20 protein-coding genes and 1 tRNA gene are annotated in these 25,797 nt (G+C 58.7%); 12 read left to right on the top strand and 9 right to left on the bottom strand.

Annotation, left to right across the window (positions count from 1 at the left end; all coding sequences use genetic code 11):
- Nucleotides 1-4 precede the first annotated feature (4 nt).
- From RA28_RS18165 to dnaE, 3 genes are all read right to left on the bottom strand, one after another.
- Nucleotides 5-367: a YmgD family protein gene (locus RA28_RS18165; RefSeq protein WP_241481162.1), complete on the bottom strand. Its 363-nt coding sequence runs from the start codon at nt 365-367 to the stop codon at nt 5-7.
- Nucleotides 368-378: 11 nt separating this feature from the next.
- On the bottom strand, nt 379-588 hold the full coding sequence (locus RA28_RS18160) for a YMGG-like glycine zipper-containing protein (RefSeq protein ID WP_039532546.1): 210 nt from the start codon (nt 586-588) through the stop codon (nt 379-381).
- Nucleotides 589-675: 87 nt separating this feature from the next.
- A complete protein-coding gene (dnaE, locus tag RA28_RS18155) occupies nt 676-4,176 on the bottom strand; it encodes a DNA polymerase III subunit alpha (protein ID WP_039531965.1) in 3,501 nt (1,166 codons plus the stop codon).
- Between the two features lie 344 nt (nt 4,177-4,520).
- On the opposite strand from dnaE, the gene xdhA reads away from it, so the two are divergent.
- The 8 genes from xdhA (at nt 4,521) to RA28_RS18110 (ending at nt 15,433) form a co-directional block, all read left to right on the top strand.
- A complete protein-coding gene (xdhA, locus tag RA28_RS18150; RefSeq protein WP_039531963.1) occupies nt 4,521-5,918 on the top strand; it encodes a xanthine dehydrogenase small subunit in 1,398 nt (465 codons plus the stop codon).
- Complete coding sequence (gene xdhB, locus RA28_RS18145; RefSeq protein WP_039531961.1) at nt 5,915-8,317, top strand: xanthine dehydrogenase molybdopterin binding subunit; 2,403 nt, start codon at nt 5,915-5,917, stop codon at nt 8,315-8,317. The genes xdhA and xdhB overlap by 4 nt, the downstream gene beginning before the upstream one ends.
- Nucleotides 8,317-9,252 carry a xanthine dehydrogenase accessory protein XdhC gene (gene xdhC, locus RA28_RS18140; RefSeq protein WP_039531960.1) on the top strand — a complete coding sequence of 312 codons (936 nt, stop codon included), beginning with the start codon at nt 8,317-8,319 and terminating at the stop codon, nt 9,250-9,252. Before xdhB ends, xdhC begins: the two co-directional genes overlap by 1 nt.
- Entirely contained in the window at nt 9,249-10,766 is a 1,518-nt protein-coding gene (locus tag RA28_RS18135) for an ABC transporter ATP-binding protein (RefSeq protein ID WP_039531958.1), read from the top strand. Before xdhC ends, RA28_RS18135 begins: the two co-directional genes overlap by 4 nt.
- Before the next feature lie 63 nt (nt 10,767-10,829).
- Complete coding sequence (locus tag RA28_RS18130; protein WP_039531956.1) at nt 10,830-11,912, top strand: ABC transporter permease; 1,083 nt, start codon at nt 10,830-10,832, stop codon at nt 11,910-11,912.
- Between the two features lie 3 nt (nt 11,913-11,915).
- A complete protein-coding gene (locus RA28_RS18125) occupies nt 11,916-12,836 on the top strand; it encodes an ABC transporter permease (protein ID WP_039531954.1) in 921 nt (306 codons plus the stop codon).
- A 31-nt stretch (nt 12,837-12,867) separates the two neighbouring features.
- Nucleotides 12,868-13,941, top strand: coding sequence for a BMP family ABC transporter substrate-binding protein (locus RA28_RS18120; RefSeq protein WP_039531952.1), 1,074 nt, complete (start codon nt 12,868-12,870; stop codon nt 13,939-13,941).
- A gap of 187 nt (nt 13,942-14,128) precedes the next feature.
- Entirely contained in the window at nt 14,129-15,433 is a 1,305-nt protein-coding gene (locus RA28_RS18110; RefSeq protein ID WP_052261513.1) for an MFS transporter, read from the top strand.
- Nucleotides 15,434-15,466: 33 nt separating this feature from the next.
- Here RA28_RS18110 and RA28_RS18105 read toward each other — a convergent pair whose 3' ends face one another.
- Together RA28_RS18105 and RA28_RS18100 are read right to left on the bottom strand one after the other, a co-directional pair.
- A complete protein-coding gene (locus RA28_RS18105) occupies nt 15,467-16,699 on the bottom strand; it encodes an HlyD family secretion protein (RefSeq protein ID WP_039531949.1) in 1,233 nt (410 codons plus the stop codon).
- 3 nt (nt 16,700-16,702) lie between these two features.
- Nucleotides 16,703-17,125: a hypothetical protein gene (locus tag RA28_RS18100; protein WP_152612104.1), complete on the bottom strand. Its 423-nt coding sequence runs from the start codon at nt 17,123-17,125 to the stop codon at nt 16,703-16,705.
- 160 nt (nt 17,126-17,285) lie between these two features.
- Here RA28_RS18100 and RA28_RS18095 point away from each other — a divergent pair, with 160 nt between their 5' ends.
- Both RA28_RS18095 and RA28_RS18090 read left to right on the top strand, forming a co-directional pair.
- Nucleotides 17,286-18,359 (top strand): NAD(P)/FAD-dependent oxidoreductase, encoded by a 1,074-nt coding sequence (locus RA28_RS18095; protein ID WP_039531947.1) that lies wholly within the window; start codon nt 17,286-17,288, stop codon nt 18,357-18,359.
- Nucleotides 18,356-19,006 (top strand): DUF938 domain-containing protein, encoded by a 651-nt coding sequence (locus tag RA28_RS18090; RefSeq protein WP_039531946.1) that lies wholly within the window; start codon nt 18,356-18,358, stop codon nt 19,004-19,006. Before RA28_RS18095 ends, RA28_RS18090 begins: the two co-directional genes overlap by 4 nt.
- A gap of 23 nt (nt 19,007-19,029) precedes the next feature.
- Here RA28_RS18090 and RA28_RS18085 read toward each other — a convergent pair whose 3' ends face one another.
- The 3 genes from RA28_RS18085 to RA28_RS18075 form a co-directional block, all read right to left on the bottom strand.
- Nucleotides 19,030-21,537: a GcvT family protein gene (locus RA28_RS18085; protein ID WP_039531944.1), complete on the bottom strand. Its 2,508-nt coding sequence runs from the start codon at nt 21,535-21,537 to the stop codon at nt 19,030-19,032.
- A 177-nt stretch (nt 21,538-21,714) separates the two neighbouring features.
- Entirely contained in the window at nt 21,715-23,112 is a 1,398-nt protein-coding gene (locus tag RA28_RS18080; protein WP_039531942.1) for an FAD-binding oxidoreductase, read from the bottom strand.
- A gap of 30 nt (nt 23,113-23,142) precedes the next feature.
- The gene (locus RA28_RS18075; protein WP_039531941.1) at nt 23,143-24,129 is read right to left on the bottom strand and encodes a 2-hydroxyacid dehydrogenase; all 987 of its coding nucleotides are present in this window, start codon (nt 24,127-24,129) and stop codon (nt 23,143-23,145) included.
- 78 nt (nt 24,130-24,207) lie between these two features.
- Here RA28_RS18075 and RA28_RS18070 point away from each other — a divergent pair, with 78 nt between their 5' ends.
- Complete coding sequence (locus RA28_RS18070) at nt 24,208-24,789, top strand: SH3 domain-containing protein (RefSeq protein ID WP_052261528.1); 582 nt, start codon at nt 24,208-24,210, stop codon at nt 24,787-24,789.
- 16 nt (nt 24,790-24,805) lie between these two features.
- On the opposite strand, the gene RA28_RS18065 is transcribed toward RA28_RS18070, so the two are convergent.
- The gene (locus tag RA28_RS18065; protein ID WP_082029856.1) at nt 24,806-25,303 is read right to left on the bottom strand and encodes a ferritin; all 498 of its coding nucleotides are present in this window, start codon (nt 25,301-25,303) and stop codon (nt 24,806-24,808) included.
- Between the two features lie 364 nt (nt 25,304-25,667).
- Here RA28_RS18065 and RA28_RS18060 point away from each other — a divergent pair.
- A tRNA-Gln gene (locus RA28_RS18060) sits at nt 25,668-25,742 on the top strand.
- Nucleotides 25,743-25,797 lie beyond the last annotated feature (55 nt).

Genomic DNA, 25,797 nt, shown 5'->3' with positions numbered 1-25,797 from the left:
GCGGTCACAAACCCAATGATTTTTTAACAGCGTTATCGACCACCCCGCCCAGAAGAGCATCCTTGTCCGCGGCACAGCCTTCGGACAGCGCGGCGATGAAGGCTTCGCGCAGCTGGGCCTTTTCCTCGTCAGTCGTGGCGTGATCTTCGATATTGATCTGGCGATTGTAGATCGACAGGGCCGTCATCTTTTCCACAACCGTCACAACAAAGGCTTCGTCCCCGTTTGCCTCTTCAGCAATCGAAGCGCATGTATAGTGCATCACGGGCAAGGCGTCCTGCACCATTTGCTCGGCAGCCTCATCCGCAAAAGCAAAAGCCGGAACCACTAGGAGTGCGGCGCGGAAGGTCGATTTGAAAGCGTTCATTTGCATCACACTCACTTCCAGTTATGTCCGATAATGGCCCCGGCCACCCCGCCGATTGCTGCGCCTTTACCGTCGCCGACCAACGCCCCGACACCAGCACCAATCAGTGCGCCTTCGATCGTTTTCTTCTTTTTGCTGTCTGCATAGCCGGCCGTGGCAACGGCAATGGACGCGACAACCGCCAGTGAAAATGTCTTTAATCCAACGCACGAAATCGTCATGAAAGTGGCCTCCGATGACCCGATATGAAGCTTTTCCAATTTCAGCCTAGCCGCGCATCGTCAGTCTGGCAACAAACCCTTTGAGCGTCAGATTTCCTCGACCGACATCACGCCATCCAGGGACTTGATCGCGCCCTTAATCTGCGGGTTTATCGGGAATTCTTGCCCCAATTCCATCTCGACATCACCCGGCAAAGCGGGATCCAGCAGGCATAAATGTATGGGGCCTTTCGCGGCTCCTTTTGCCGCGTCCGAGGCATCCTCAAGTACTTTGGCCACCGTCGGCAGGACGTGGGACTCATCCACGAAAATACGCAGACCCGTTGCGCCCGCCTCGGTCACGACCGCATCCGCCGGCCCAACGGACCGCCCAAGCAGCTTGAGCTGATCAGCCTCCATCGTTGCTTCGGCCGTCAGAACCACTTGCGCACCCGTTTCCAGGAAATCGCGGCACTTCTCCAACGTGTCCGAGAATAACGTGACCTCATATGCGCCAGTCGGGTCCGAGAGTTGGGCAAATGCAAAGCGATTGCCGCGCGCCGATTTTCGTTCTTGCCGCCCCGCAACGACACCCGCCACCTTCGCAATCAAAGGACCGGAGCGGGCTTTTTCCGTCACCTCATCCAGTGTCAGAACCTGTTTGCGTTTGAGCGCCGGCATATAGTCGTCCAACGGATGCCCGGACAGGTAGAACCCAATGGCTTTGAACTCTTCGCTGAGCCGCTCGGCGGGCAGCCAGTCCGGCGTCGGAGACAGGCGCGGTTCGGGAAGATCGTCGCCGGCTTCACCAAACAACGACACCTGGTTCGAGTTTTTCTGATCGTGAATCGCTGCCGAATACTGCACAAGCGGGTCCAGGCTTTCGAACACGCGGCGCCGGTTTTTGTCGAGTTGATCAAACGCCCCGGCCCGCGCCAGCATTTCCAGTGGACGCTTCCCGACTTTCTTGAGGTCGACGCGGCGGGCAAAATCGAACAGGTTGACGAACGGTTTGTCCTTCCGCCCTTCAACAACAAGGTTCATCGCCTCAACGCCCACGTTTTTCAATGCGCCCAGTGCATAGACCAACTCGCCGTTCGCCACATCGAATGTCGCTTGCGATCTGTTCACGCATGGCGGGACGTAAGGCAGGTCTAGCCCCTTGCGAACCTCTTCAAAGTACACCGCCAGCTTATCGGTCAGATGGATATCGCAGTTCATCACACCAGCCATGAACTCGACTGGATGGTTCGCCTTCAGCCACCCGGTCTGATAGCTGACCACCGCATAGGCGGCGGCGTGGGATTTGTTGAAGCCATAGTTGGCGAACTTGTCCAGCAGGTTCCAGACTTCGGTCGCCTTGGTCTCATCAACGTTATTCTCGGCAGCACCTTTGAGGAATTTGGGCCGCTCCGCGTCCATCGCCTCTTGAATTTTCTTACCCATCGCGCGGCGCAGCAGGTCCGCGCCCCCAAGGCTGTAGCCCGCCATTTCCTGCGCGATCTGCATCACCTGTTCCTGATAGACGATGATGCCCTGCGTCTCGTCCAGAATATGATCGATGGACGGGTGCAGCGTGTCGCGTTCGCTCAGTTTGTTCTTGACCTCGCAAAACTTGGGGATGTTCTCCATCGGACCGGGACGGTAAAGGGCGACCAGAGCAATGATGTCTTCGATACAGTCAGGTTTCATGCGTTTGAGCGCATCCATCATGCCCGAGGATTCCACTTGGAACACCGCCACCGTTTTGGCTGCTGAGTAGAGCTTGTAGGTCGCCTCATCATCCAACGGGATGGCGTTGATCTCGTTCACCGCGCCCTCGGCTGGTTCATAGAGTTCAGTGCCATCCGGCGCGATGTGCAAATCCCTCCCAGATTTGAAGATCAAATCCATCGCGTTCTGGATCACCGTCAGGGTTTTCAACCCCAGAAAGTCGAATTTCACCAGCCCGGCCTGCTCGACCCATTTCATGTTGAACTGGGTCGCAGGCATGTCCGAGCGCGGATCCTGATAGATCGGCACCAGCGCATCGAGCGGGCGGTCGCCGATCACAACCCCGGCGGCGTGGGTCGAGGCATTGCGCAGCAGGCCTTCAACCTGCTGGCCATAGGTAAGCAGGCGATCCACCACCTCTTCGCTGCGCGCCTCTTCGCGCAGGCGTGGCTCGTCTTTCAGCGCCTTTTCGATAGAGACCGGTTTGACCCCCTCAACCGGGATCATCTTGGACAAGCGGTCCACCTGACCATAAGGCATCTGCAACACCCGCCCGATATCGCGCACGGCGGCCTTGGACAGCAACGCACCAAAGGTGATGATCTGCCCCACTTTGTCGCGACCGTATTTCTGCTGCACATAGCGGATCACCTCTTCCCGACGATCCATACAGAAGTCGATATCGAAGTCGGGCATCGAGACCCGCTCGGGGTTCAGGAACCGTTCGAACAGCAGCGAATACCGCAGCGGATCAAGGTCCGTGATTGTCAACGCATAGGCCACCAGCGAGCCCGCGCCCGAACCCCGCCCCGGCCCCACCGGAATATCCTGATCCTTTGCCCATTGGATAAAGTCCGCAACGATCAGGAAATACCCGGGGAACCCCATGCCTTCGATAATGCCCAGCTCGAAATCCAGTCGTTCCTGATACTCCTCGGGCGTTACCGCATGGGGGATCACGGCCAGACGTTTCTGCAGGCCCTCGTTGGCAATGCGACGCAGTTCAGCGACCTCGTCATCCGCAAATTTCGGCAGGATCGGATCACGGCGATAGGCCATGAAGGCGCAGCGTTTGGCAATCTCAACGGTGTTTTCAACGGCCTCGGGCAGATCGGCGAACAGCGTCACCATCTCTTGTTGCGACTTGAAATAATGCTGCGCCGTCAGCCTGCGGCGGTTCTCTTGCTGATCGACATAAGCCCCTTCGGCGATACAGATCAGCGCATCATGCGCCTCATACATATCCGAAGTCGGGAAATAGACGTCGTTGGTGGCGACCAGCGGCAGGTTCTTGGCATAGGCCATCTCGACATGACCACGCTCGGTCAGGCGTTCGGCCTCGGACTGACCGTCCTCGCCGGGGTGCCGTTGCAACTCGATGTAAAAACGATCCGGGAACATATTGGCCAACCGATCAACCAACGCCTCGGCGGCCGGACGCTGACCGGATTGCAACAACCGACCCACCGGCCCATCCGGTCCGCCAGACAGGCAGATCAGACCATCCGAACGGTCGGCCAGTTCCTCCAGAGTGACCTGCGGCAGTTGCCCGCCCTTGTCGACATACAGGCAGGAACTGATCTTCATCAGGTTCTCATAGCCGGTTTCGGACTGCGCCAGCAGCACCAATGGCGCGGGCGCTTTTGGCTTTTCACCGGGCTGCGCTTGCAGGTAGGTCAGATCGACCTGACAGCCCATGATCGGCTGCACCCCGGCATCGCTTGCCGAGACCGAAAACTCCAGAGCCGAGAACATGCTGTTGGTGTCGGTGACCGCAACGGCGGGCATCTCCATCTTCTCGCACAGGGCAGGAAGCTTTTTCAGCCGCACGGCCCCTTCCAGCAGTGAATATTCGGTGTGAACGCGAAGGTGAATGAATCGGGGGGAACTGCTCATACCCGCCAAGCTATCGCAGCCGGACGCGCGGCAAAAGCAGGAACCGAAGCTTCGGGCTGCCTAAAAGATAAGCTTTGATTATTCGGCTTTTTCAGAAGGTGCTTCGGGGATCATAAATCCCTCGGCAGAAAAAACTCTGCGTTTTCAGTATAATGCGAATTGACCGCATGTGGCGAGCATTCGCTGTCACCGCCCCATCGCATGACAAATAGGCAGTTTTTCTTGCCAGACAAGCCACGCTGTTTCTAACATCTGACGGCAAGCTACTCGCCCGCCACTCTTTCTACGTCGCATCGAAGGAGGGCACCGCAGGGCGCAACCGGGTAAGGCGACGGGTTTCTCGAATGAACATCACGTTTCTTCTGAACGGAGAGACAGTGGAGCTGGCGGACGTTGATCCGACTGCCACCCTGCTGGACTGGCTGCGCGAGGATCGCGGCCTGACCGGCACCAAAGAAGGCTGCAACGAAGGCGATTGCGGCGCCTGCACCGTCATGATCACAGATGCCGATGGCCACAAGGCGCTGAATTCCTGCATTCTGTTCCTGCCCCAGCTGCACGGCAAAGCCGTCCGCACCGTCGAAGGTGCAAGCGGCCCCAATCAGGAACCCCACCCGGTACAACAGACCATGGTCGACCTGCACGGCTCGCAATGCGGCTTTTGCACTCCCGGCTTTGTCATGTCGATGGTCGCAAGTCACGCCAATGGCGCAACCGACCATGACACCCAGCTTGCTGGCAACCTGTGCCGCTGCACCGGCTATGCCCCGATCATCCGCGCCGCCGAGGCCGCTGAACCACACCCGGTGCCGACATGGATCACCGACGACCAATCCTTCTCTTGTTCCGAAATACCTCGGGGGGAGGCCGCAGGCCGGGGGGCAGAGCCCCCTTTCCTACCTACCTCAGCCGATGAATTGGCGGCCCTTTACACCGCGCACCCCGATGCCACGCTGATCGCCGGCGCCACCGATGTCGGCCTGTGGGTCACCAAACAGTTGCGCGAATTGGACCCTGTGATTTTCCTGAACCGCTGTGACGACCTGAAAGAGATCACGATCACCGACGACGAAGTGCGCTTTGGTGCGATGGTCGACATGAACCGCATGGGCGAGGCACTTGCAGACCTGCATCCGTCATATGCCGAGATGATCCGCCGCTATGCCAGCGTTCAGGTCCGCCACGCGGCCACGGTTGGCGGGAACATCGCCAATGGCTCTCCCATCGGGGACAACCCGCCCGCCCTCATCGCACTAAATGCAACGCTGCACCTGCGCAAAGGTGACGAACGCCGACACCTGCCGCTTGAGGAATTCTTCATCGACTACGGCAAACAAGACCGTGCCCCCGGTGAATTCGTCGAAGCCGTCAGCTTCCCGCGTCAACCGGATCGGCTGAAGGTCTACAAGCTGAGCAAACGGTTCGATCAGGATATCTCCGCCGTGTGCGGTTGTTTCAACATCAGCGTTTCAGACGGCGTCGTTACCCAAGCCCGGATAGCCTTTGGCGGCCTTGCAGGCATTCCGAAAAGGGCAACCCATGTCGAGGCTGCGTTGAATGGCAAACCTTGGTCGCGCGAGACCATCAAGGGCGCACTTCCAGCCTTTGCCGACGATTATTCACCACTCACGGACATGCGTGCCTCAGCCACCTATCGGCTGGAGACCGCGAAGGCGATGCTGGAACGCTATTTCCTTGAGGATCAGGGTGAAGTGACGAACGTGCTTGAGGTATCGGCATGAGCGTGACCAAGCCCCTGCCCCACGACGCGGCCCCGCTGCATGTTTCCGGCGCGGCGCGGTATGTCGATGACATTCCAACCCCGAAAGACACACTGCATCTGGCTTTCGGTCTTAGCCCGATCGCAAAGGGAAAGATCACCGCGATGGACCTGTCTGCGGTGGAATCAGCCGAAGGTGTCGTGATGGTGATGACCGCCGACGACCTGCCCTTTGCCAATGACGTCTCACCATCGATTCATGATGAGCCGCTGCTGTCGGACGGATCGATTCACTATATCGGCCAACCGGTGTTTCTGGTGGTTGCCACGAGCCATCTGGCCGCCCGCAAAGCCGCGCGTCTGGGCAAGATCGACTATGCCGAAGAGAACCCGATCCTGACGGTCGAAGAGGCTCTGGCCGCCGACAGTCGGTTCGAGGACGGCCCGCGCATCTATGCAAAAGGCGATGCTGATGCCGCCATCGCCCACGCAGACCATGTAATCGAAGGCAGTTTCGAGCTTGGCGGGCAGGAGCATTTCTATCTCGAAGGTCAAGCCGCGCTCGCCGTGCCGAACGAAGGTGCGGACATGCTGGTCCACAGCTCGACTCAGCACCCGACCGAGATTCAGCACAAGGTGGCGGATGCTTTGGGCGTCCCCATGCACGCAGTCCGGGTCGAAACCCGCCGGATGGGCGGCGGCTTCGGCGGCAAGGAGAGCCAGGGCAACGCCTTGGCCGTGTCCTGTGCAATCGCAGCCCGCGCCACCGGGAAGGCCTGCAAGATGCGCTATGACCGCGACGATGACATGATCATCACCGGCAAGCGCCATGCCTTTCGCATCTCGTACAAGGCCGGTTTCAACACGAACGGGCATATTCAGGGCGTGTCCTTCCACCACTACGCGATCTGCGGCTGGGCGCAGGACCTGTCCCTGCCGGTGGCCGACCGCGCCATGCTGCATTCGGACAATGCCTATCTGCTGCCGAATGCCCGGATCGAAAGCCACCGGCTCAAGACCAACACCCAATCCGCCACCGCCTATCGCGGGTTCGGTGGCCCGCAAGGTATGGTCGGGATCGAACGGGTCATGGACCATGCCGCGCAAGAGTTAGGCTTGGACCCGGTCGAATTGCGCCGCCGGAACTACTATGAACCGGCGCATAAGGTGGATGAAAAGGAGCCATCCCAGAAACCCTTGGGGCATCCCGATCCGCATGAAGACCTGACCAGCCGTGGTGCGGTTGAAATGGGCAACGCCCCGGTACGCCCTCTGCCCGCAGGGGGCAATACAACCCCCTACGGCATGGAGGTCAGTGATTTCGAACTGCACGGCATGACCGATGCCTTGCTCAAATCCAGCGACTATACTGCGCGCAAATCTGCCATAGAAAAATGGAACGCCGAGAACAGTGTGATCAAAAAGGGTATCGCCTTCTCGCCCGTTAAATTCGGCATTTCCTTCACGCTGACCCACCTGAACCAGGCGGGCGCTTTGGTGCACGTTTATCAAGACGGCTCGGTCCATCTGAACCACGGCGGAACCGAGATGGGTCAGGGCCTGTTCCAGAAGGTCGCACAAGTCGCCGCGTCGCGGTTCGGCATCCCGCTTGAAATGGTGAAAATCACCGCAACGGACACCGCCAAGGTGCCCAACACCTCAGCGACAGCCGCATCTTCGGGCAGTGACCTGAACGGCATGGCCGTGAAAGCCGCTTGCGATACGATCCGCGACCGGATGGCCGATTATCTGGCCGAGCGGCATCAGGCTGATCCAGCAACGGTCACGTTTTCGGATGGGCATGTCTCGGTCGGTGCGGAACGGTATTCCTTCGCCGAGGCCGCCGCGCTGGCCTATCAGGGCCGGATCAGCTTGTCTGCGACCGGCTTCTACAAAACCCCAAAGATCGAGTGGGACCGGATCAAGGGCCGGGGTCGTCCGTTTTTCTATTTCGCCTATGGCGCGGCGATCACCGAGGTCGCGGTCGATACGCTGACCGGTGAAAACCGCATCCTGCGCACGGATATCCTGCATGATGCAGGTGCATCCCTGAACCCGGCGTTGGATATCGGACAGGTTGAGGGTGGGTACGTACAAGGCGCGGGCTGGCTGACGACCGAGGAACTGGTCTGGGACGACGCGGGCAATCTGCGCACACACGCGCCCTCGACCTACAAAATCCCTGCCTGCTCGGACCGGCCGGACATCTTCAACGTCGCGCTTTGGGACGGTGAGAACCGCGAGGACACGATCTATCGCTCGAAAGCGGTCGGCGAGCCGCCCTTCATGTTGGGTATTTCGGCTTGGCTGGCCTTGTCGAACGCGGTGGCCTCTTGCGGCGACAGCTATCCGGCCCTGAACGCGCCCGCCACTGCAGAAGAGGTCTGGCGCGGTGTCCAGCGGATGAAAGGAGGCATCTGATGGGGTTTGATCTAGAGGCTTTGAGGGAGGCGGTCGAAACCCACGGCAAAGTGGTCCGGGTGGTCATCGCAGCGATCAAGGGATCGTCCCCGCGCGAAGTTGGGGCCGCGATGCTGGTCTGGCAAGACGGTCAAAGCGGAACGATCGGTGGTGGGACGCTTGAGTATCAGGCGGCAGAGGCTGCGCGGTTGCAGACTGCATCATCCCGCCTCACGCAACACGCGCTTGGGCCCGAATTGGGCCAGTGCTGCGGCGGCGCCGTTTCATTGCTGAGCGAAGTCTATGACATCGACGCCGTAGAGGCGTTGGACGACGCCATCATTGCCCGCCCGGTTGCGGGCCAAGACATGCCCCTGATGGTCAAGCGCCTTTTGGCGGATGCGCGTGGACAGGGCATTGCGCCCGAGCCTCGGTTGGTCGAGGGCTGGATGATCGAACCTGTCCACAGGCCAACCCGCAATCTCTGGATCTGGGGTGCGGGTCATGTCGGTCGGGCTTTGGTTGATGTTCTGTCCCCGCTGCCTGATCTTTCGATCACATGGGTCGATACCGGACAGGATCGTTTTCCCAAGGCCGTACCGAACGGCGTGACAGTTGTGCCGGTCGTCAAACCCGCAGACCTGGTGCGGCATGCGCCGCACAATGCCGAGCATCTTGTGCTTACTTATTCACATTCTCTGGACCTGGAACTGTGCAACCGGCTGCTTTTGCATGATTTCCGCTTTGCGGGCCTCATCGGCTCGGCTACGAAATGGGCGCGATTCCGGTCGCGGCTGGCCGCGCTCGGGCATGCGCCCGAACGGATCGGTCGGATCACTTGCCCGATCGGCGATCCCGGCTTGGGCAAGCATCCGCAGATGATCGCCGTTGGCGTCGCCGCGCAGCTGTTGCGCCCGGCCCGGAAGACTGAGTTGAAGAAGGACCTGAGCGCGTGACCACTCCACTATTGAGCCTGCAAGGGCTGACCAAGGCCTATCCCGGCGTCGTGGCCAATGATCAGGTGTCCTTTGACATCGGCGAAGGCGAGGTTCACGCCCTGCTGGGCGAGAACGGCGCGGGGAAATCCACGCTGGTCAAAATGATTTATGGGCTGGTGAAACCCGACAGCGGCACCATGCTGCTGCGCGGCCAGGTCTTTGCGCCGCCGGAACCCCGCGCGGCACGCGCTGACGGGATCGCGATGGTGTTCCAGCATTTCTCGCTGTTCGACGCGTTGAACGTGGCCGAGAACATCGCGCTTGGGATGGAAAATCCGCCGCCTATGGGCGATCTGGCCTCTCGCATTCGGGAAGTGTCCGAAACCTATGGTCTGCCGCTCGACCCATACCGAACCGTCGGCGATCTGTCGGCGGGCGAGCGTCAACGAGTCGAAATCATCCGCTGCCTATTACAAGATCCCAAGCTGCTGATCATGGACGAGCCAACCTCGGTTCTGACTCCTCAGGAAGTTGAAATCCTGTTTGAGACTCTGAACAAGCTGCGGTCCGAGGGCACATCGATCCTGTATATCTCGCACAAGCTGGAAGAGATCCGAACGCTCTGCGACCACGCCACGATCCTGCGGTTGGGCAAGAATGTGGGCGCGTGCATTCCGGCTGAAACCTCGGCGCGGGATATGGCCGAAATGATGGTTGGATCAACGCTGCAAACGCCCGAGCGGTCGGGGCGCGAATTTGGCGATGTGGCGCTGGATGTCAGCGGCTTGTCGGTGCCCTCGCCTTCAGAATTCGGCACCGCGTTGAAAAACGTTCACATGACCGTCCGCAAGGGAGAGGTTCTGGGCATCGGCGGTGTCGCGGGAAACGGACAGGATGAGCTGCTGGGTGTCCTGTCCGGTGAAATCCCGACCGCTGCGGATGCAATCAAGTTCAACGGCCAGCCGATTGGCAAGCTGGGGCCAACCGCACGCAGAAAGCTGGGCGTGCTGACCGCGCCGGAGGAACGGCTGGGTCATGCCGCAGCGCCTGATATGAGCCTCACGGAAAACGCGCTATTGACGGGTTCGGTGCGCGAAGGGCTGGAAAGCAATGGCTTCATGAAATGGTCCGAGACTAAAAACTTTGCGGAACGGATCATCGGCGCCTTTGACGTCCGCACTCCAGGACCAGACAATGCAGCCCGGTCGCTTTCCGGCGGTAACCTGCAGAAATTCGTCATTGGCCGCGAAGTTCTGCAAAGCCCGGACGTTCTGGTTGTGAACCAGCCGACCTGGGGCGTGGATGCGGCGGCGGCGGCGGCCATTCGGCAGGCGATTTTGGATCTCGCGGCCAAGGGTACGGCAGTGGTCTGCATCTCGCAAGACCTCGACGAGTTGATGGAGATTTCGGACAGTTTTGCCGCGCTCAACGAAGGGCGGCTCAGCGCGCCGCGCGAAACCACAGGTCTGACGGTTGACGAGATTGGCCTGATGATGGGCGGCGCGCATGGCATGGAGGTGGCGCATGTGTGAACCGTGGCGTCGCCTTCGGCGAGAGTATTTACAAAAAGATGAAGACCGGCGGGGGATGAGCGGATGATTGTGTTAGAGAAGCGGCCCCAGCCGTCCAAGGCGTGGTCTTATGCAACCCCTTTGGTCGCTGTGCTGGCGACGATGGTTTTTGGCGGCGTCCTGTTTGCCATTCTCGGGAAGAACCCGGTCGAGGCCATTGGCACCATTTTCTGGGAGCCTTTGTTTGGCGAGTTCTCGTTTTACTATCGCCCGCAATTGCTGGTGAAAGGCGCCCCTTTGGTGCTGATCGCGATTGGTCTGTCTTTGGGTTTTCGCGCGGGCATCTGGAATATCGGGGCCGAGGGTCAGTATATCATGGGCGCCATTTTCGGCGCGGGCGCGGGTCTGGCCTTTTACCCCCTGGATGCGTGGTACATCTTTCCGATCATGGTGATTGCCGGTGCGTTTGGCGGGTGGCTGTGGGCGATGATCCCGGCCATTCTGAAGGTGCGCTTTGGCACCAACGAGATTCTTGTCTCGCTCATGCTGGTTTATGTGGCCGAGCAGATGTTGGCCTCGGTGTCGCTGGGTCTGCTGAAAAACCCCGAAGGATTTGGGTTTCCGGGTTCGCGCAACCTGCAGTCTTATGAGAGTGCGCACAACGCCGAACTGATCGCAGGATCGGGGATGCACTGGGGTGTGGTGGCTGCGCTGATTGCGGTGATCTTTGCCTATGTGCTGCTCAACCGCCATATGCTGGGCTTTCACATCCGCCTGACGGGTGAAGCCCCGCGCGCCGCGAAGTTCGCCGGTGTGAATCCGGCGCGGCTGATCCTGTTCTGTCTTGGCTTGTCCGGTGCGCTTGCAGGTCTGGCAGGGATGTTCGAAGTGTCTGGTCCCTCGGGCGTGGTCAGCATCGACTTTAACGTAGGCTATGGCTTTACCGCGATCATCGTGGCCTTTCTGGGTCGGTTGCATCCGGTTGGCATTTTGCTGGCAGGGTTCCTGATGGCACTGACCTATATCGGTGGCGAGATCGCGCAGTCTCAGCTGGGCCTGCCCGCCGCGGCCATTCAGGTGTTCCAGGGGATGCTGCTGTTCTTTCTTCTGGCCTTCGATCTTCTGACAAACTACCGCATCCGTGCGGCCCGTAGCGAGGTGGCGTGACCCATGGACCTTGGTGAGATTAATCCCGTACTTCTGGTCGCCTCGCTGATGGTGGCCGCGACCCCCCTGCTGCTGGCCGCGATCGGAGAGCTGGTTGTCGAAAAGGCCGGCGTTCTGAACCTTGGGGTCGAGGGCATGATGATCGTCGGCGCGATCAGCGGCTTTGCGATCTCGGTTGAAACCGGCTCGCCCTGGCTGGGCTTTATTGCGGCGGCTGTGGGTGGTGCTGTCCTGTCTTTGCTATTCGTGCTACTTACGCAGGTGGCCCTGGCCAATCAGGTGGCCAGCGGGTTGGCCCTGACCCTGTTCGGGCTTGGGTTCAGTGCCCTCATGGGGCAGAGCTATGTGGGTGTCAAACCACCAGATATGGGTGAGATTCACATCCCGGTCATCAGCGACATTCCAGTGATAGGCCCGATCCTGTTTCAGCATGACCCGATCCTTTACGTGGGCATCGCTTTGACGACCGCGGTCTGGGCGACGTTGAAATATTCGCGTGTTGGTCTGATCCTGCGCGCGGTCGGCGAAAACCACGATGCGGCACATGCGCTGGGATATAAGGTAATCAAGATCCGCATCATGGCGATCCTTTTTGGCGGGGCCTGCGCGGGCTTGGGCGGTGCCTATATCAGCCTGATCCGCGTCCCCCAATGGACCGAGGGCATGACCGCCGGGGTCGGCTGGATCGCCCTCGCCCTGGTGGTGTTTGCCAGCTGGAAGCCGTGGCGTGCCTTGCTGGGTGCCTATTTGTTTGGCGGCATCACCGTGTTGCAGCTGAATTTGCAGGCAGCGGGCGTTGCCATTCCGGTCGAGTATCTGGCAATGTCGCCCTATATCATCACGATCCTTGTGCTTGTGATCCTTTCGGCCGACAAGAGCAGCGCACCTGCCTCGCTGGGCCGAACCTTCCATGCCTCGCACTAGGGGCCAACTTTATCAACTTGGGGAGTAACATATGAAATTCACATCACTTTTGGCGAGCGCGGCTATCGCGCTGGGCCTTGCGACCGGCGCTGTTGCGCAGGACAAAACCAAGGTCGGGTTTGTTTACGTCGGTCCCGTCGGCGATGGCGGCTGGACCTATGAGCACAACAAGGGCCGTTTGGCGGTTGAAGAGCATTTTGGCGACAAGGTTGAAACCGTGTTCGTTGAATCGGTTCCCGAAGGGCCCGATGCGGAACGTGTGATGACGCAGATGGCTCTGGAAGGGGCTGACCTGATCTTCACCACCTCGTTCGGCTACATGGATCCAACCATCAACGTGGCCCAGAAATTCCCGGACGTGAAGTTCGAGCATGCAACGGGTTATAAAACGGCTGATAACGTCGCGGTCTATTCGGCACGTTTCTACGAAGGGCGCGCCGTTCAGGGGCACATCGCAGGCAATATGACCAAGTCGAACATCATCGGCTATATCGGCTCTTACCCGATCCCCGAAGTGATCCGCGGCATCAACTCGGCCTATGTCCACGCCAAGAAGGTCAATCCGGATGTCGAGTTCAAGATCGTCTGGGCCTACACTTGGTTCGACCCGGCGAAAGAGGCTGACGCGGCCACCGTTCTGATAGAACAGGGTGCGGACGTGATCCTGCAGCACACCGACTCGACCGCGCCGCAAGCGGCCGCGCAAGAGGCGGGCAACGTCGTCACCTTTGGTCAGGCGTCGGACATGAGCGAATACGCTCCGTTCCCGCGCGTTTCGTCGATTATCGATGATTGGGCACCCTATTATATTGCACGGACCCAGGCTGTCATGGATGGCTCATGGGAAAGCGCAAATACGTGGGATGGTATCCGCGAAGGAATGGTTGCCATCGGCGAAATCTCGGATGCGGTTCCGGCCGATGTCAAGGAAGAGGCTCTGGCGCTGAAGGCGGCAATGGCCGCGGGTGAATACCACCCGTTCACTGGCCCGTTGAAAAAGCAGGACGGCAGCGATTGGCTGGCCGAAGGCGAAGTGGCCGATGATGGCACTCTGGCTGGCATGAACTTCTATGTCGAAGGGCTGGAAGGCGAAATCCCGCAGTAATCAGGGCTGGAAACACCGTTCGGGGCTGGCCAATTGGTCAGCCCTTTTTTGTTGCAAGGACGCAGTCGCGGCCTTGACGAACGGGTTGACACCGGACCTGATGGAACAGCCGATCCGTCGACTTTGGAAAAATGACCAATGCAGACCGTGAAAAAAAGACCACAGCCGCTGGTGGATTCTCGGCGCGATGGGGGCCATTCTTGGTGTCATATCACTGGATGAAACCGTAGTCAGCGTCGCCTTACCCACAATCCGCAAAGAGCTTCACCTCTCGCGATTGGATGCGCATTGGGTGGTCAACATCTACCTGTTGGTACTGGCCTGCTTTGCGGCTGCGGCAGGTCGGTTGGGCGATATACTTGGCATTCGGGCCTTGCTCAGCACGGGGTTGCTGATCTTTGGGTTATCGTCGGCGTTGGGCGGTTTTGCCCAAAACGGGTTCGCACTGTTGACCGCGCGTGCGATCCAAGGGTTCGGGGCCGCGCTGATCTTTCCGCTATCGCTGGTCATTCTGGTCCAATCCTTTGACGAAAAGGAACGCGGGCTGGCGTTGGGGTTGTACGGCGGGATCGGGACCGTTTTCTTGTCCCTGGGCCCGCTGGTTGGTGGGCTGCTGACAGAATACCTGTCTTGGCGCTGGATTTTCTGGTTGAACCCGCCAATCGTGCTGGTCGTCGGCGCTGTGGCTTGGATGTTCTGGCGCGATACGCCACGGCAGATGGAACATGGGTTTGATTGGAAAGGTCTGGTGCTCTTGGTACTCGGCTTGGCCGCCTTGGTCTTTGGGATCATGGAAGGCCCCGATCGGGGTTGGGGTCAGCCCGAAGTTCTTGCGGGTTTGGTGTTCGGTGTTTTCTGCCTTGGTGCTTTCGCCGGGATCGAGCGAAGAATCCCTGCCCCTTTGATTGCAGTGTCACTCTTTGCCAACGCGAATCTGGCTGCCTCGAACATGATCCTGTTTACAGCCCAGTTTGGCAAAATCGTTCTGTTTGTTTTCGGCGCGGCCTATTTTCAGTCATCGCTTGGGTATTCTCCGCTGATTGCCGGAGCGGCCCTGTTGCCCATTGCACTTCCGCAGATTTTCATCGCACCCATCGCCGGGAGGGTTGCGGACAAGTTCGGAACACGTGTCCCGTCATTGACAGGAACCGCCTTTGGGATCATCGCCGTTTGCTTGGTGGCCTTGGGGATGTACGTGAATTTCGCCGCGCTGATCTACGCAGGTTTTGTCCTGTGGGGTGTGTGCGTACCGTTTTTGTTTGTCCCGCCCCGGCGCGCAATCATGGTTTCGGTTCCGCGGAACCTGCATGGGCAGGCCAGCGGAATCTCGATGACATTTCAGTTGTTGGGCGGCACGGTCGGAATGGCGTTGGGCAGCTCAGTCTTCGCCATCACGGCTTCATACCCTTTGGTCTTCAGCTTCGTTGCAGGCTTTGCAGCCTGCGTGTTGCTGTATTCGTTCCGCTCGCTAAGCAGTGGCAACCAAGCCTGACGCGCCCAACCGAGACCGCCTAGGTCAAGCTGATCAGTGACCGGAAAGAACCAGAGTGTTTACCGGCATCAGGATCAATCGCAAACGCAGCCCTGCGGCATGTACGACGCCAATTGTATCGACCACGTGCAGGAATGCAGCTTCCCAAAAACCAAGATCATCGTGTTCCAAGCGCTCGTGATTGTCGGTGTAGACATTTGCAAGGCAATTGCTGCCCGGCGGAATGTCATCCGCCATGCCTTTGTACAAGGGTTCCAGATAGACGAGGATCGACCCCGGGTTCGTGTTGGCCTGCACATCCCGCAATTCGTCCGACGGGCGGATTTGGCCCGACGGGATGACATCCTGAATCTCGACGACAACAACGGGAATGACCGTGAACGGCTTGGTCATGCAGCCCAGCTCGCCGATCATCCCGGGCTTGATGACCTGCGCGGACAGTTGGTTGAACGCCGCCTGAAAACGATCATGCCCCGAGTTGGAAGGCACAAGAATGCCCGCGGGCCGCAGCAGTGGGCTGACATAATCGCCCACCTGCAATCCGAACTGTTCAACCCGCCCGGAGACGCCGGCATTGATCACGGTCTTTTCCAGCTCGGTCAGGGCCGCATCCAACTGGGCGTTGGCACTGGTGAGCTGCGCAGGTATTAACTCTTCGATCTGCTGAACGACGGCGGCGCGTTGGGACTCGGCGGCGGTGACCTGCGCCTCGCGCTCGGCAACGAGATTCTCCAACCTGTCGATTTCGGCCAGGCGCACCGCGCTGGACCCTTCGTCGCGCAACGTGGTGTTGCGTTCAAGATCTTCCAGCGCCTGATCCAAAGCGGCCCTTGCTCCTGCAATCCCGGCCTCGGCTTCTGCCAAATCGGTCTGGGCTACCTTGAGCGACGCCTGAACCTGTGCGATCTGCGCGTTTGCGGCCTGAACCTGTGCGGTCTGGGTGAAGTCCTCGATCCGGAAAATCGGCTGACCCGCAACCACGTGTTCGTTGTTGCGAACATAGACTTCGGATACGCGCCCACCCAGTTGCGGCAGGATCGTCACCGTTCGGAAATAAGAGGCAGCGGTGCTGCTGGAGGGGTGGAAGTAAAACAGTGTGGTGATCACCGTAAGCGCAAGGATCGCGCAGGTCGTCAGACCCCAACGCAACTCGTACCACATGGTAAAAAGCGTGATTTCGTGCCCGATCCGTTTGCCTTGGACAAAGCGTCGAAACAGGTAGTCGGGCAGCACCGTGATCAGTGCGCAAAGCAGGGTCTCGATCATGTTTTACTGCTCCTGCGGTTCTTTTACGTCTGCAGCAGGTGCATCCGGCACAGCCGTTTCCGAGACAGGCTCTGGCACCGGGGATCGCCCAAGGGATCGGATTGCGTCCGCGATGTTCTTGAGCGGGGCCGCAAAGTCCGGAAACTGAAATCCGGCCACCAGAATGGCCGCGACCCAAAAGATCCCGTTATGGGTAAACAGCGCAAGCAACGCCAATATCCCCACCAGCTGAAACTGCGGATGGTTGTTTTCATGGGCCATTTTTTCGGGAACCGAGTGCAGCGTAAGATATCCGACCCCGACCAACAAAACGACAACAACGAAGAAGACGACCATGGCGGAAAACAGGTAATCGCTTCCGTCTGCGGCGACGACGTACCGGGGAATGTGTCCGGTGGCCATTGGATGAAGGTCTGCTGCGGTCACCTTGCCCTCCTGTTGCTTTTGTACTTCTTTGACCGGGTTGAAGGTCAAATTCAAGGCTGCTTATAGTCTGCCGACCTTCACATGAGAGAGTTCAAGAGTTTAGGGGCCAACATGCAGTTCAAAGATATTTGGCGTGCCCATCGCATAGGGATCATGGGCTTTGATTGACTTCCTCGTCATCGGCGGCGGTATCGCTGGCATCAGCGCCGCTGCCCGTCTATCCAAACATGGCTCGGTTACGGTGTTGGAGGCTGAAGACGCGTTGGGTTACCACGCCTCGGGACGTTCGGCTGCAATGTTCGAAGAAAATTACGGCCCCCCTTCGGTTGTGGCGCTGAACAAAGCGGGTGCCCGGTATTTGTTTTCCGAAAACGGTGGCTATCTCTCGCGGCGCGGTCTTATGCTGCTTGCGAGCCGAGACCAAGCAGACCAATTTGATGATGACGTCAAAGACCTGAATATGCAGGGCATCACTGTGGTGGAGGCCCGCGCCTGCGTTCCGATTATTGATCGCGGCTCCGTCGCTTTCGCAGCTGTCGGTGAAGCTGCGTTCGACATCGACACGGACCGGTTGCTTCAGGATTTTGCAAGAGTGATCCGTGCAGGCGGAGGTTCAGTTTTGACCGGTCGCAAAGTGACTGGCATCCGCAAGAACGAGCATTGGACAGTCGAAGCAGATGGTACGTTTGAAGCTCGGATAATCGTGAATGCCGCCGGGGCCTGGGTCGACGAGGTCGCCGCATTGGCGGGAATTGCCGGGATCGGCATCACCCCATGCCGCCGGTCGATGGCGCGGTTGCCAGCGCCCGGTGGTCACGATGTGACAACGTGGCCCATGTTGTTGGGCGCCGGCGACAGTTGGTACGCCAAGCCCGATGCCGGAAAGCTTTTGGTCTCACCGTCCGAGGCGGACCCTGTTACGCCGCATGACGCCTATTCGGATGACATGGTCCTTGCAGAAGGATTGGCGCGATACGAAGCGATGGTAACCGAACCTGTCATCCGTGTGGAAACCAGTTGGGCAGGCTTGCGCAGCTTCGTTTCCGATGGAACGCTTGTACTGGGGCCTGATCCGGCGGATGCCAGTTTTGTCTGGTCAGCCGGTCAGGGCGGGTACGGGTTTCAAACAGCGCCCGCCGCATCGCAACTGGTCGCGGACTTGGTTGTCGGGGCACAGCCCGATCTGGACCCGAAAGACATCGCAGCACTCAGACCGGATAGGCTACGCCGATGACGACACGCAAACTTCCATCGAACGCGAGCGTGGCGACCAAAGGACTGGGCAAAAGGTTGGTCGCACCCGCCGCAAGCAGAAATGCGGATGCATTGTGCGATCTTTTGGCGCGCTTTGCGCCAACGAAAGGACGCGCCTTGGAACTGGCCAGCGGAACCGGGCAGCACGTTGCCGCGTTTGCCCAGCGCCTGCCCGACTTGAAATGGCAGCCCAGCGAAATCGATTCGGAACGCCGGGCCAGCATAGACGCCTACGCGCAGGGCCTTGCAAATGTCTCAAACGCTGTCAATTTGAATGCCACTGTTGAGGGGTGGCACGCAGCCATTGGTGGTCAGGACCTGGTCGTTTTGATCAATCTGCTGCATCTGATCAGTTGGGGTGAAGTTCAAACGCTGGTTCGCGAAGCAGCCCAGGCGTTGCATCCCAACGGGTGCTTGATCCTCTATGGTCCTTTCATGCGCGATGGTCAGTTAACGAGCGAGGGCGATCAACGGTTTCATGACGCCCTGATCCAGCAAGATGCCGAGATCGGGTACAAGAACGACGCCGACATGTTGGACTTGCTGCACAATTCCGGGCTGGATGTCGTCGAAGCCGTGGAAATGCCCGCCAACAACTTGGCTTTTGTCGCAAAAAAGCCCGCCTAAGCGGGCTTTTCTGGGGCTTCGTGTTACCCGTCCTTGCGGATGGTTTCATTCTTGGGATCGTAAGGGCTGTCGCATGTCACGACCGCATCCCACAGCTTGTCCTGCATCTTGACCTTCAGCTTGGTGCCCTCAATGGCCAGTTCGGGCTTCACATAGCCCATGCCAATGGATTTTTCGAAGGCCACCGAGTAGCCGCCAGAGGTCAGTCGACCAACGCGTTCGCCTTCCGGCGTATACAGAGCCTCACGGCCCCAAGGGTCCGCATCGTCCGGTCCGTCGATCAGCAAGGTGCAGCACTTCACGCGCACACCGGTTTCTTCCAGCTTGGCCTTGCCGTGAAACTCCTTGGACAGATCGACAAAACGCGGCAGGTCGGCTTCCAGTGGGGTCGCGTCGCGGCCCAGTTCGGTGCCGAAGGCGCGATAGGACTTCTCCTGACGCAGCCAGTTCTGGGCGCGGGCACCGACCAGTTTCATACCATGCTTCTCACCCGCTTTTTCAAGCAGATCGAATAGGTAGTTCTGCATCTCGATCGGATGGTGCAGTTCCCAGCCCAGCTCGCCAGTATAGGCCACGCGGATCGCGTTGACCGGGCACATGCCCAGTTCGATCTGACGGGCTGACAGCCATGGGAAGCGTTTGTTGGACAGAGCGGTTTCCGGATCGGCGTCCTTGATGACCTCTTGCAGAACGTCGCGCGACTTGGGTCCGGCGATGGCGAAGACGCCCCACTGAGTGGTCACGTCCTGGATCTCGATGTAACCGAACTCCTCCATCTTGTCCTCGGCCGCTTTGCGCAGGTAATCGGCGTCGTATTCGGTCCAGGCACCAGCAGAGACGATGTAGTAGTTGTTCTCGCCATTGCGAACAATGGTGTATTCGGTGCGGGTGGTGCCGTGCGAGGTCAGCGCATAGGTCAGGTTGATACGACCGACCTTGGGCAGCTTGTTGCAGGTGAACCAATCCAGGAACTGGGTCGCACCGGGGCCTTTGACAACATGTTTGGTGAAGGCCGATGCGTCGATCAGGCCAACGCCTTCGCGGATTGCCTTGGCTTCTTCGACGGCATATTGCCACCAGCCGCCGCGGCGGAACGAACGGCTCTCTTTGTCGAAGTTGTCGGGTGCGTCCAGCGGGCCGAAATAGTTCGGACGCTCCCAGCCGTTGACCCAGCCGAACTGTGCGCCACGTGCTTTCTGACGGTCGTACGCCGGAACGGTACGCAGCGGACGGCAGGCTTCACGCTCTTCATCCGGGTGGTGCAGGATGTAGACGTGCTCATAGCACTCTTCGTTCTTGCGCGCTGCGAATTCTGTGGTCATCCAGTTGCTGCTGTAACGCTTGGGGTCCAGCGAGGCCATGTCGATCTCGGCTTCGCCATCGACCATCATCTGCGCAAGATAATAGCCGGTGCCGCCCGCAGCGGTGATGCCAAAGCTGAAACCCTCGGCCAGCCACATATTGCGCAGACCCGGAGCGGGGCCAACCAGCGGGTTGCCATCGGGCGTGTAGCAGATCGGGCCGTTGAAATCGTCTTTCAAACCGGAGTCGGCACAAGACGGTACGCGCTCGGCCATTGCCATGTACTGCTCGGCGATCCGGTCCAGATCGAGCGGGAACAGGTCGGCGCGGAAGCTGTCGGGCACACCGTATTCGAAACGTGCAGGCGCGCCGTGTTCGTAGATACCCAGAATCCAGCCACCGCGTTCTTCACGCGCATAGGATTCGTTGTCGGCGTCCCGCACCACGGGGTGCTCGGCATTGCCGGCTTCACGCCATTTGACCAGTTCCGGGTCTTTGTCCATGACGATGAAGGTATGCTCGACCGGGATGGCGGGCATCTTGATGCCCAGCATCTTGGCGGTGCGCTGCGCGTGGTTGCCCGAGGCGGTCACGACATGCTCGGCAGTGATCACCACCTGCTCATCGGACGGTACAAGGTTACCCCCCTGCTCGACCATCTTGGTGCAGGTGACCTCCCAATGTGTGCCGTTCCAGTGGAAGGCATCAGCCTGCATCTTGCGCACGATATCAACACCGCGCTGACGCGCGCCCTTGGCCATCGCCTGGGTCACATCGGCGGGGTTAATGTATCCATCCTCGGTGTGGTAAATCGCACCTTTCAGATCGCCGGTTTCGATCAGCGGCCAGCGTTCCTTGATCTGATCAGGCGTCAGCCACTCATATTTCACATCGCAGGTCTCAGCCGTGGACGCATACAGCATGTACTCATCCATCCGATCCTGCGTTTGTGCCATGCGCAGGTTGCCCACCACGGCGAAGCCCGCATTCAGCCCAGTTTCTTCCTCAAGCGTCTTGTAGAAATCGACCGAGTATTTGTGGATGTGGGTCGTCGCATAAGACATATTGAACAGCGGCAGCAGACCCGCCGCGTGCCAGGTGGAACCCGAGGTCAGCTCGTCCCGCTCGATCAGCATCACATCGTCCCAGCCCGCCTTGGCCAGATGATAGGCAATCGAGGTTCCGATGGCGCCGCCGCCAACGACCAGTGCTTTGACTTGGGTCTTCATAATCCCGTTCTCCGGATTGAATCTGTTTGGCAAGGTTTATGCCCAACCGCAGGCCATAGCGCCAAGTCCATCCGACGCAATTGCGCACAAAACCGACGCTGGCGAAAGACAATCGGGCTTTCCCCGACGGTTCGCGGCATTGGTCGCGTTGCCTTGAAAGGGCTAAGCAATTCCGCGTTAGATTATCTTACCCGGGTTCATGATGTTGTCCGGGTCCAAAGCTGACTTGATGGCAGCCATATAAGACACGGCTGACCCAAGTTCTTTGGTCAGGTAGGGGCGTTTGCCCTGTCCGATTCCGTGTTCCCCTGTGCACGTGCCATCCATAGAAATCGCCATGTCGTTCAGCCAGCCAACGAATTCACCGGCTTTGGTCATCTCGTCCGCATTTTCCATGTCGATCAACAGCAGAGTGTGAAAGTTGCCATCGCCAACGTGACCCACAATCGGGGCCAGCAACCCAAGCTCTGACGCCTTGTTCTGAGTTGCGGTTACGCATTCGGCGAGGCGCGATATCGGCACACAAACGTCGGTCGAAATCCCCCGAGCGGCAGGACGCAACTGCAGGCAGGCCCAATACATATCGTGCCGCGCCTGCCACAACTTGTTTCTGTCTTCCGTTGTGGACGTTGCGGTGAAATCCGTACCACCGAATTCCTGCGCGATCTGACCAAATGTCTCGGCCTGCTCAGCCGCGCCATTGTCCGATCCGTGAAATTCCAGCAACAAAAGCGGCGTTTCCGGCAAAGACAGCCCGGAATAAGCGTTTGCCGCACGAACAGACATTTCATCCAGCAGTTCGATACGTGCGACGGGAACGCCATATTGGATCGTCATCATGACGGCCTGACAGGCAGCGTCCACCGTCGGGAAAGAGCATCTGGCCGAGCTGATCGCCTCGGGGATGCCGTGCAATCGCAGCGTCAATTCGGTGATAATCCCCAACGTGCCCTCGGCCCCGATCAGCAAGCGTGTCAGGTCATACCCGGCCGAAGATTTCTTGGCCCTGTGCCCGGTCCGGATGATTTTCCCATCGGGCATGACCGCCTCAAGGCTGAGAACGTTGTCTTTCATTGTGCCGTATCGCACTGCGTTGGTGCCGGACGCGCGAGTTGCTGCCATGCCGCCCAATGACGCATTGGCACCCGGATCAATCGGAAAGAAGAGCCCCTGATCCCGCAGATGGGTGTTCAGATCCTCACGCGTGACGCCCGGCTGGACAACGCAATCCAGATCGCTGGCATGCACGGCAAGAACCTTATTCATCTGGCTCAGATCGACAGAAATACCACCTGCGGGCGCGTTTACATGTCCCTCCAGCGATGTCCCGGTCCCAAAGGCAATAACCGGGACCTTGTGCGCCGCACAGGCTTTTATAATCTCGGCAACATCTTCGGTTGATCGTGGGAAAACGACCGCGTCCGGGCTTTGGTTTTCGATCCAGGTGGTCGTATGGCCGTGCTGTTCGCGGATTGCAGACCCAGTCTGAAGCCGATCCCCGAAACGCTGCTTGAGAATTCCAATTACTGTTTCTATGCCAACCGTGTTGCGCGGCAATGCCATCGCCTGCACCATTCCTATTCTCCCCGTGAGCTCAGTTAGTGTTCACAGCATCGCAGGCACGACCTGATCCGGTGGGCGGTGGCCGTCCTCGAATGTCTTGATGTTGATGATGACTTTCTCGCCCATCTCGATCCGGCCTTCCAGCGTGGCCGAACCCATATGCGGCAGCAGAACCACGTTCGGCAATTGCCGCAACCGTGGATTCACATCCGTGCCATGCTCGTACACGTCAAGTCCGGCACCTGCGATCTCGTCCGCGCGGATCATGCGGGTCAGCGCGTTCTCGTCGATAACCTCACCGCGCGAGGTATTCACGATCACCGCCGAAGGTTTCATCAGCTTCAACCGCCGCGCATTCATAAGGTGAAATGTGGAAGGTGTCGATGGGCAATGGATCGTCAACACATCCATCCGCGCAACCATCTGGTCGAGACTGTCCCAATACGTGGCTTCCAGGTCGTCTTCGATCTCGGCGCGCAATCTGCGGCGGTTATGATAGTGGACCTGCATTCCGAACGCCTTGGCGCGGCGTGCAACAGCCTGCCCAATGCGGCCCATTCCAAGAATCCCCAGGCGGCGCCCCCCGATCCGTCCACCAAGCAAAGCAGTTGGTGCCCAGCCGCTCCAATCGCCTTTTTGCATCAGGTTCACACCTTCTGGAAAGCGGCGCGTGACGGCAAGGATCAACGCCATGGTCATGTCCGCGGTATCGTCAGTCAAAACACCCGGCGTATTCGAGACAAGAATGCCCCGTTGCCTTGCAGTTGAGACGTCAATGTTGTCGACCCCTGCCCCATAATTGGCAATCAGGCGCAGCTTTTCCCCGGCCTGCCCCAAAACACCGGCATCAATCGCGTCCGTGATCGTTGGAACAAGCACATCCGCTTGCTTGACGGCGGCGGTCAGTTCCTCGCGCGTCATCGGTTCATCTGTCTCGCGCAGCTTCACATCGAATAGCTCGCTCAACCGGGTTTCAACCGCCTCGGGCAACCGTCGCGTAACGACAACACTCAGACGTTCTCTTGGCACCTCAGTCCTCCTACCGCTTTGCAATCAGATGCGCGCCATGGCATCGTGGCGCAGGAACAGACGGGGCACAAGAACCCCATGAGTGTTGAAGCAACCTTTTTTCGAAGCACGACAAACAGGCATACGAGCAGGCAGGCAGTGAGTGCTATTTTTTTGGTGAAACGCCTTTGTTTGGCGGCTACGTTCGCATTTGGTGTCGCGCTGGGAACAACCGTGGCCAGCGCCCAGGATGCGCGTGGCCAAGTAACAAACCTGCCGTTGCCACGATACGTTTCAATGAAAGCCGCCGAAGGCAATGTTCGGCGCGGCCCGTCCCTGACACATCGAATCGATTGGGTGTTCAAGCGGCGCGGCATGCCCCTGCAAATCACCGCGGAATATGGAAACTGGCGTAAGGTTCAGGACCGGGACGGTGCCGGCGGATGGGTGCACTACGCCCTGCTTTCCGGTGTTCGAACCGTTTTGATCGAAACCGATCTGCTGCCGGTTTATGCCACGCCCGACCCAAATTCACAGATCAACGCACATTTCGAAACCGGCGTCGTGGCCCGGTTGGGGGCGTGCACACCCGACTGGTGCCGCGTATCCGCCGGCGGATACCGTGGGTGGACGCTCAAATCCAACCTCTGGGGCGTTGATGCGTCGGAGATTCGAGAATAGAGCCCGCAGCGCCGGTCTACGCTTCGCCGCGTTGCGCCAATTCCTTGTCCAGCAGCAAAAGGTTCCAACGGTCGTCGCTGGCCGCTCGTGCCTTATCCAGGATCGTCGAAAACAAATCCTCTTCCTCGATCTGCTCGGCCAAAAACCAGTTCAACATGTTCTGCGTACTGTATTCCTTGACCTCATGCGCAAGTTCGAACAGGGCATTGATTTGTCCCGTCACGGTTTTTTCCTGCGCCAGCGACTGCTCCAAAACATCCACGGGTGACGCGTAGTCTGTCTGCGGCTTATTGATACCTTCCAACTCGATCCGCCCGCCGCGTTTGGCAATGAAGTCGAAAATCCGCATGGCGTGCGTGCCTTCTTCGGCGGAATGCCCCCGGAACCAGCTGGCAAACCCCGGCAAGTCCTGCCCTTCAAAATAGGCCGCCATTGCGAGGTACGTGTAAGATGCGTGCAACTCGTTATTGATCTGCTTGTTCAGCGCTTCTGCGACTTTCTGATGAAGGTTCATGTGCCAATCCCTTGAGTATCGCATTCGGGTTCAATACAGGTACACGCTCAGTCAATTAAGTCAACCCGAAGCGTTAATTTTCTCATTCTTTCAATACTTTAACAGAATGCCGCGCAACTGGAAAATCCGCGAAATCTCATCTTTTACAGTGACGGTGCAATCCCACTTAAGCCAATCTCGAAAGAGTTAATGTTCTGAGTAAAATCGGCCACTGATCAAAGCCAATGAAGGGGCCAATCCGAGTGAATGGACCACAGAAGCCGGGCCTATTGTTACCTCGCGAACATTTTGCCTTGTCGGATGGTTTTTTGCTGAAAAAGCTCTTGAACCCAGAATGCAACAGTCGTAGACAGCCGCTCACCGTTGGGGTGTAGCCAAGTGGTAAGGCAGCGGTTTTTGGTACCGTGTATCGTAGGTTCGAATCCTACCACCCCAGCCAACCACTCCCCCTTCTCCAAACCATAAAAGGTGAACTTCGAATAGCCGAGCATTAT

This window comes from Ruegeria sp. ANG-S4 (assembly GCF_000814005.1).
Lineage (GTDB): Bacteria > Pseudomonadota > Alphaproteobacteria > Rhodobacterales > Rhodobacteraceae > Ruegeria.
The sequence above is the reverse complement of the archived record's forward strand: the minus strand, read 5'-3'. Positions and strand labels throughout refer to the sequence as shown.

What these genes read in the sequence shown, in the direction of transcription:
- RA28_RS18165 (WP_241481162.1), bottom strand. Translation starts at nt 367, where the DNA reads ATGAACGCTTTCAAATCGACCTTCCGCGCCGCACTCCTAGTGGTTCCG.
- RA28_RS18160 (WP_039532546.1), bottom strand. Translation starts at nt 588, where the DNA reads ATGACGATTTCGTGCGTTGGATTAAAGACATTTTCACTGGCGGTTGTC.
- dnaE (WP_039531965.1), bottom strand. Translation starts at nt 4,176, where the DNA reads ATGAGCAGTTCCCCCCGATTCATTCACCTTCGCGTTCACACCGAATAT.
- xdhA (WP_039531963.1), top strand. Translation starts at nt 4,521, where the DNA reads ATGAACATCACGTTTCTTCTGAACGGAGAGACAGTGGAGCTGGCGGAC.
- xdhB (WP_039531961.1), top strand. Translation starts at nt 5,915, where the DNA reads ATGAGCGTGACCAAGCCCCTGCCCCACGACGCGGCCCCGCTGCATGTT.
- xdhC (WP_039531960.1), top strand. Translation starts at nt 8,317, where the DNA reads ATGGGGTTTGATCTAGAGGCTTTGAGGGAGGCGGTCGAAACCCACGGC.
- RA28_RS18130 (WP_039531956.1), top strand. Translation starts at nt 10,830, where the DNA reads ATGATTGTGTTAGAGAAGCGGCCCCAGCCGTCCAAGGCGTGGTCTTAT.
- RA28_RS18125 (WP_039531954.1), top strand. Translation starts at nt 11,916, where the DNA reads ATGGACCTTGGTGAGATTAATCCCGTACTTCTGGTCGCCTCGCTGATG.
- RA28_RS18120 (WP_039531952.1), top strand. Translation starts at nt 12,868, where the DNA reads ATGAAATTCACATCACTTTTGGCGAGCGCGGCTATCGCGCTGGGCCTT.
- RA28_RS18110 (WP_052261513.1), top strand. Translation starts at nt 14,129, where the DNA reads ATGGGGGCCATTCTTGGTGTCATATCACTGGATGAAACCGTAGTCAGC.
- RA28_RS18105 (WP_039531949.1), bottom strand. Translation starts at nt 16,699, where the DNA reads ATGATCGAGACCCTGCTTTGCGCACTGATCACGGTGCTGCCCGACTAC.
- RA28_RS18090 (WP_039531946.1), top strand. Translation starts at nt 18,356, where the DNA reads ATGACGACACGCAAACTTCCATCGAACGCGAGCGTGGCGACCAAAGGA.
- RA28_RS18085 (WP_039531944.1), bottom strand. Translation starts at nt 21,537, where the DNA reads ATGAAGACCCAAGTCAAAGCACTGGTCGTTGGCGGCGGCGCCATCGGA.
- RA28_RS18080 (WP_039531942.1), bottom strand. Translation starts at nt 23,112, where the DNA reads ATGGTGCAGGCGATGGCATTGCCGCGCAACACGGTTGGCATAGAAACA.
- RA28_RS18070 (WP_052261528.1), top strand. Translation starts at nt 24,208, where the DNA reads ATGAGTGTTGAAGCAACCTTTTTTCGAAGCACGACAAACAGGCATACG.
- RA28_RS18065 (WP_082029856.1), bottom strand. Translation starts at nt 25,303, where the DNA reads ATGAACCTTCATCAGAAAGTCGCAGAAGCGCTGAACAAGCAGATCAAT.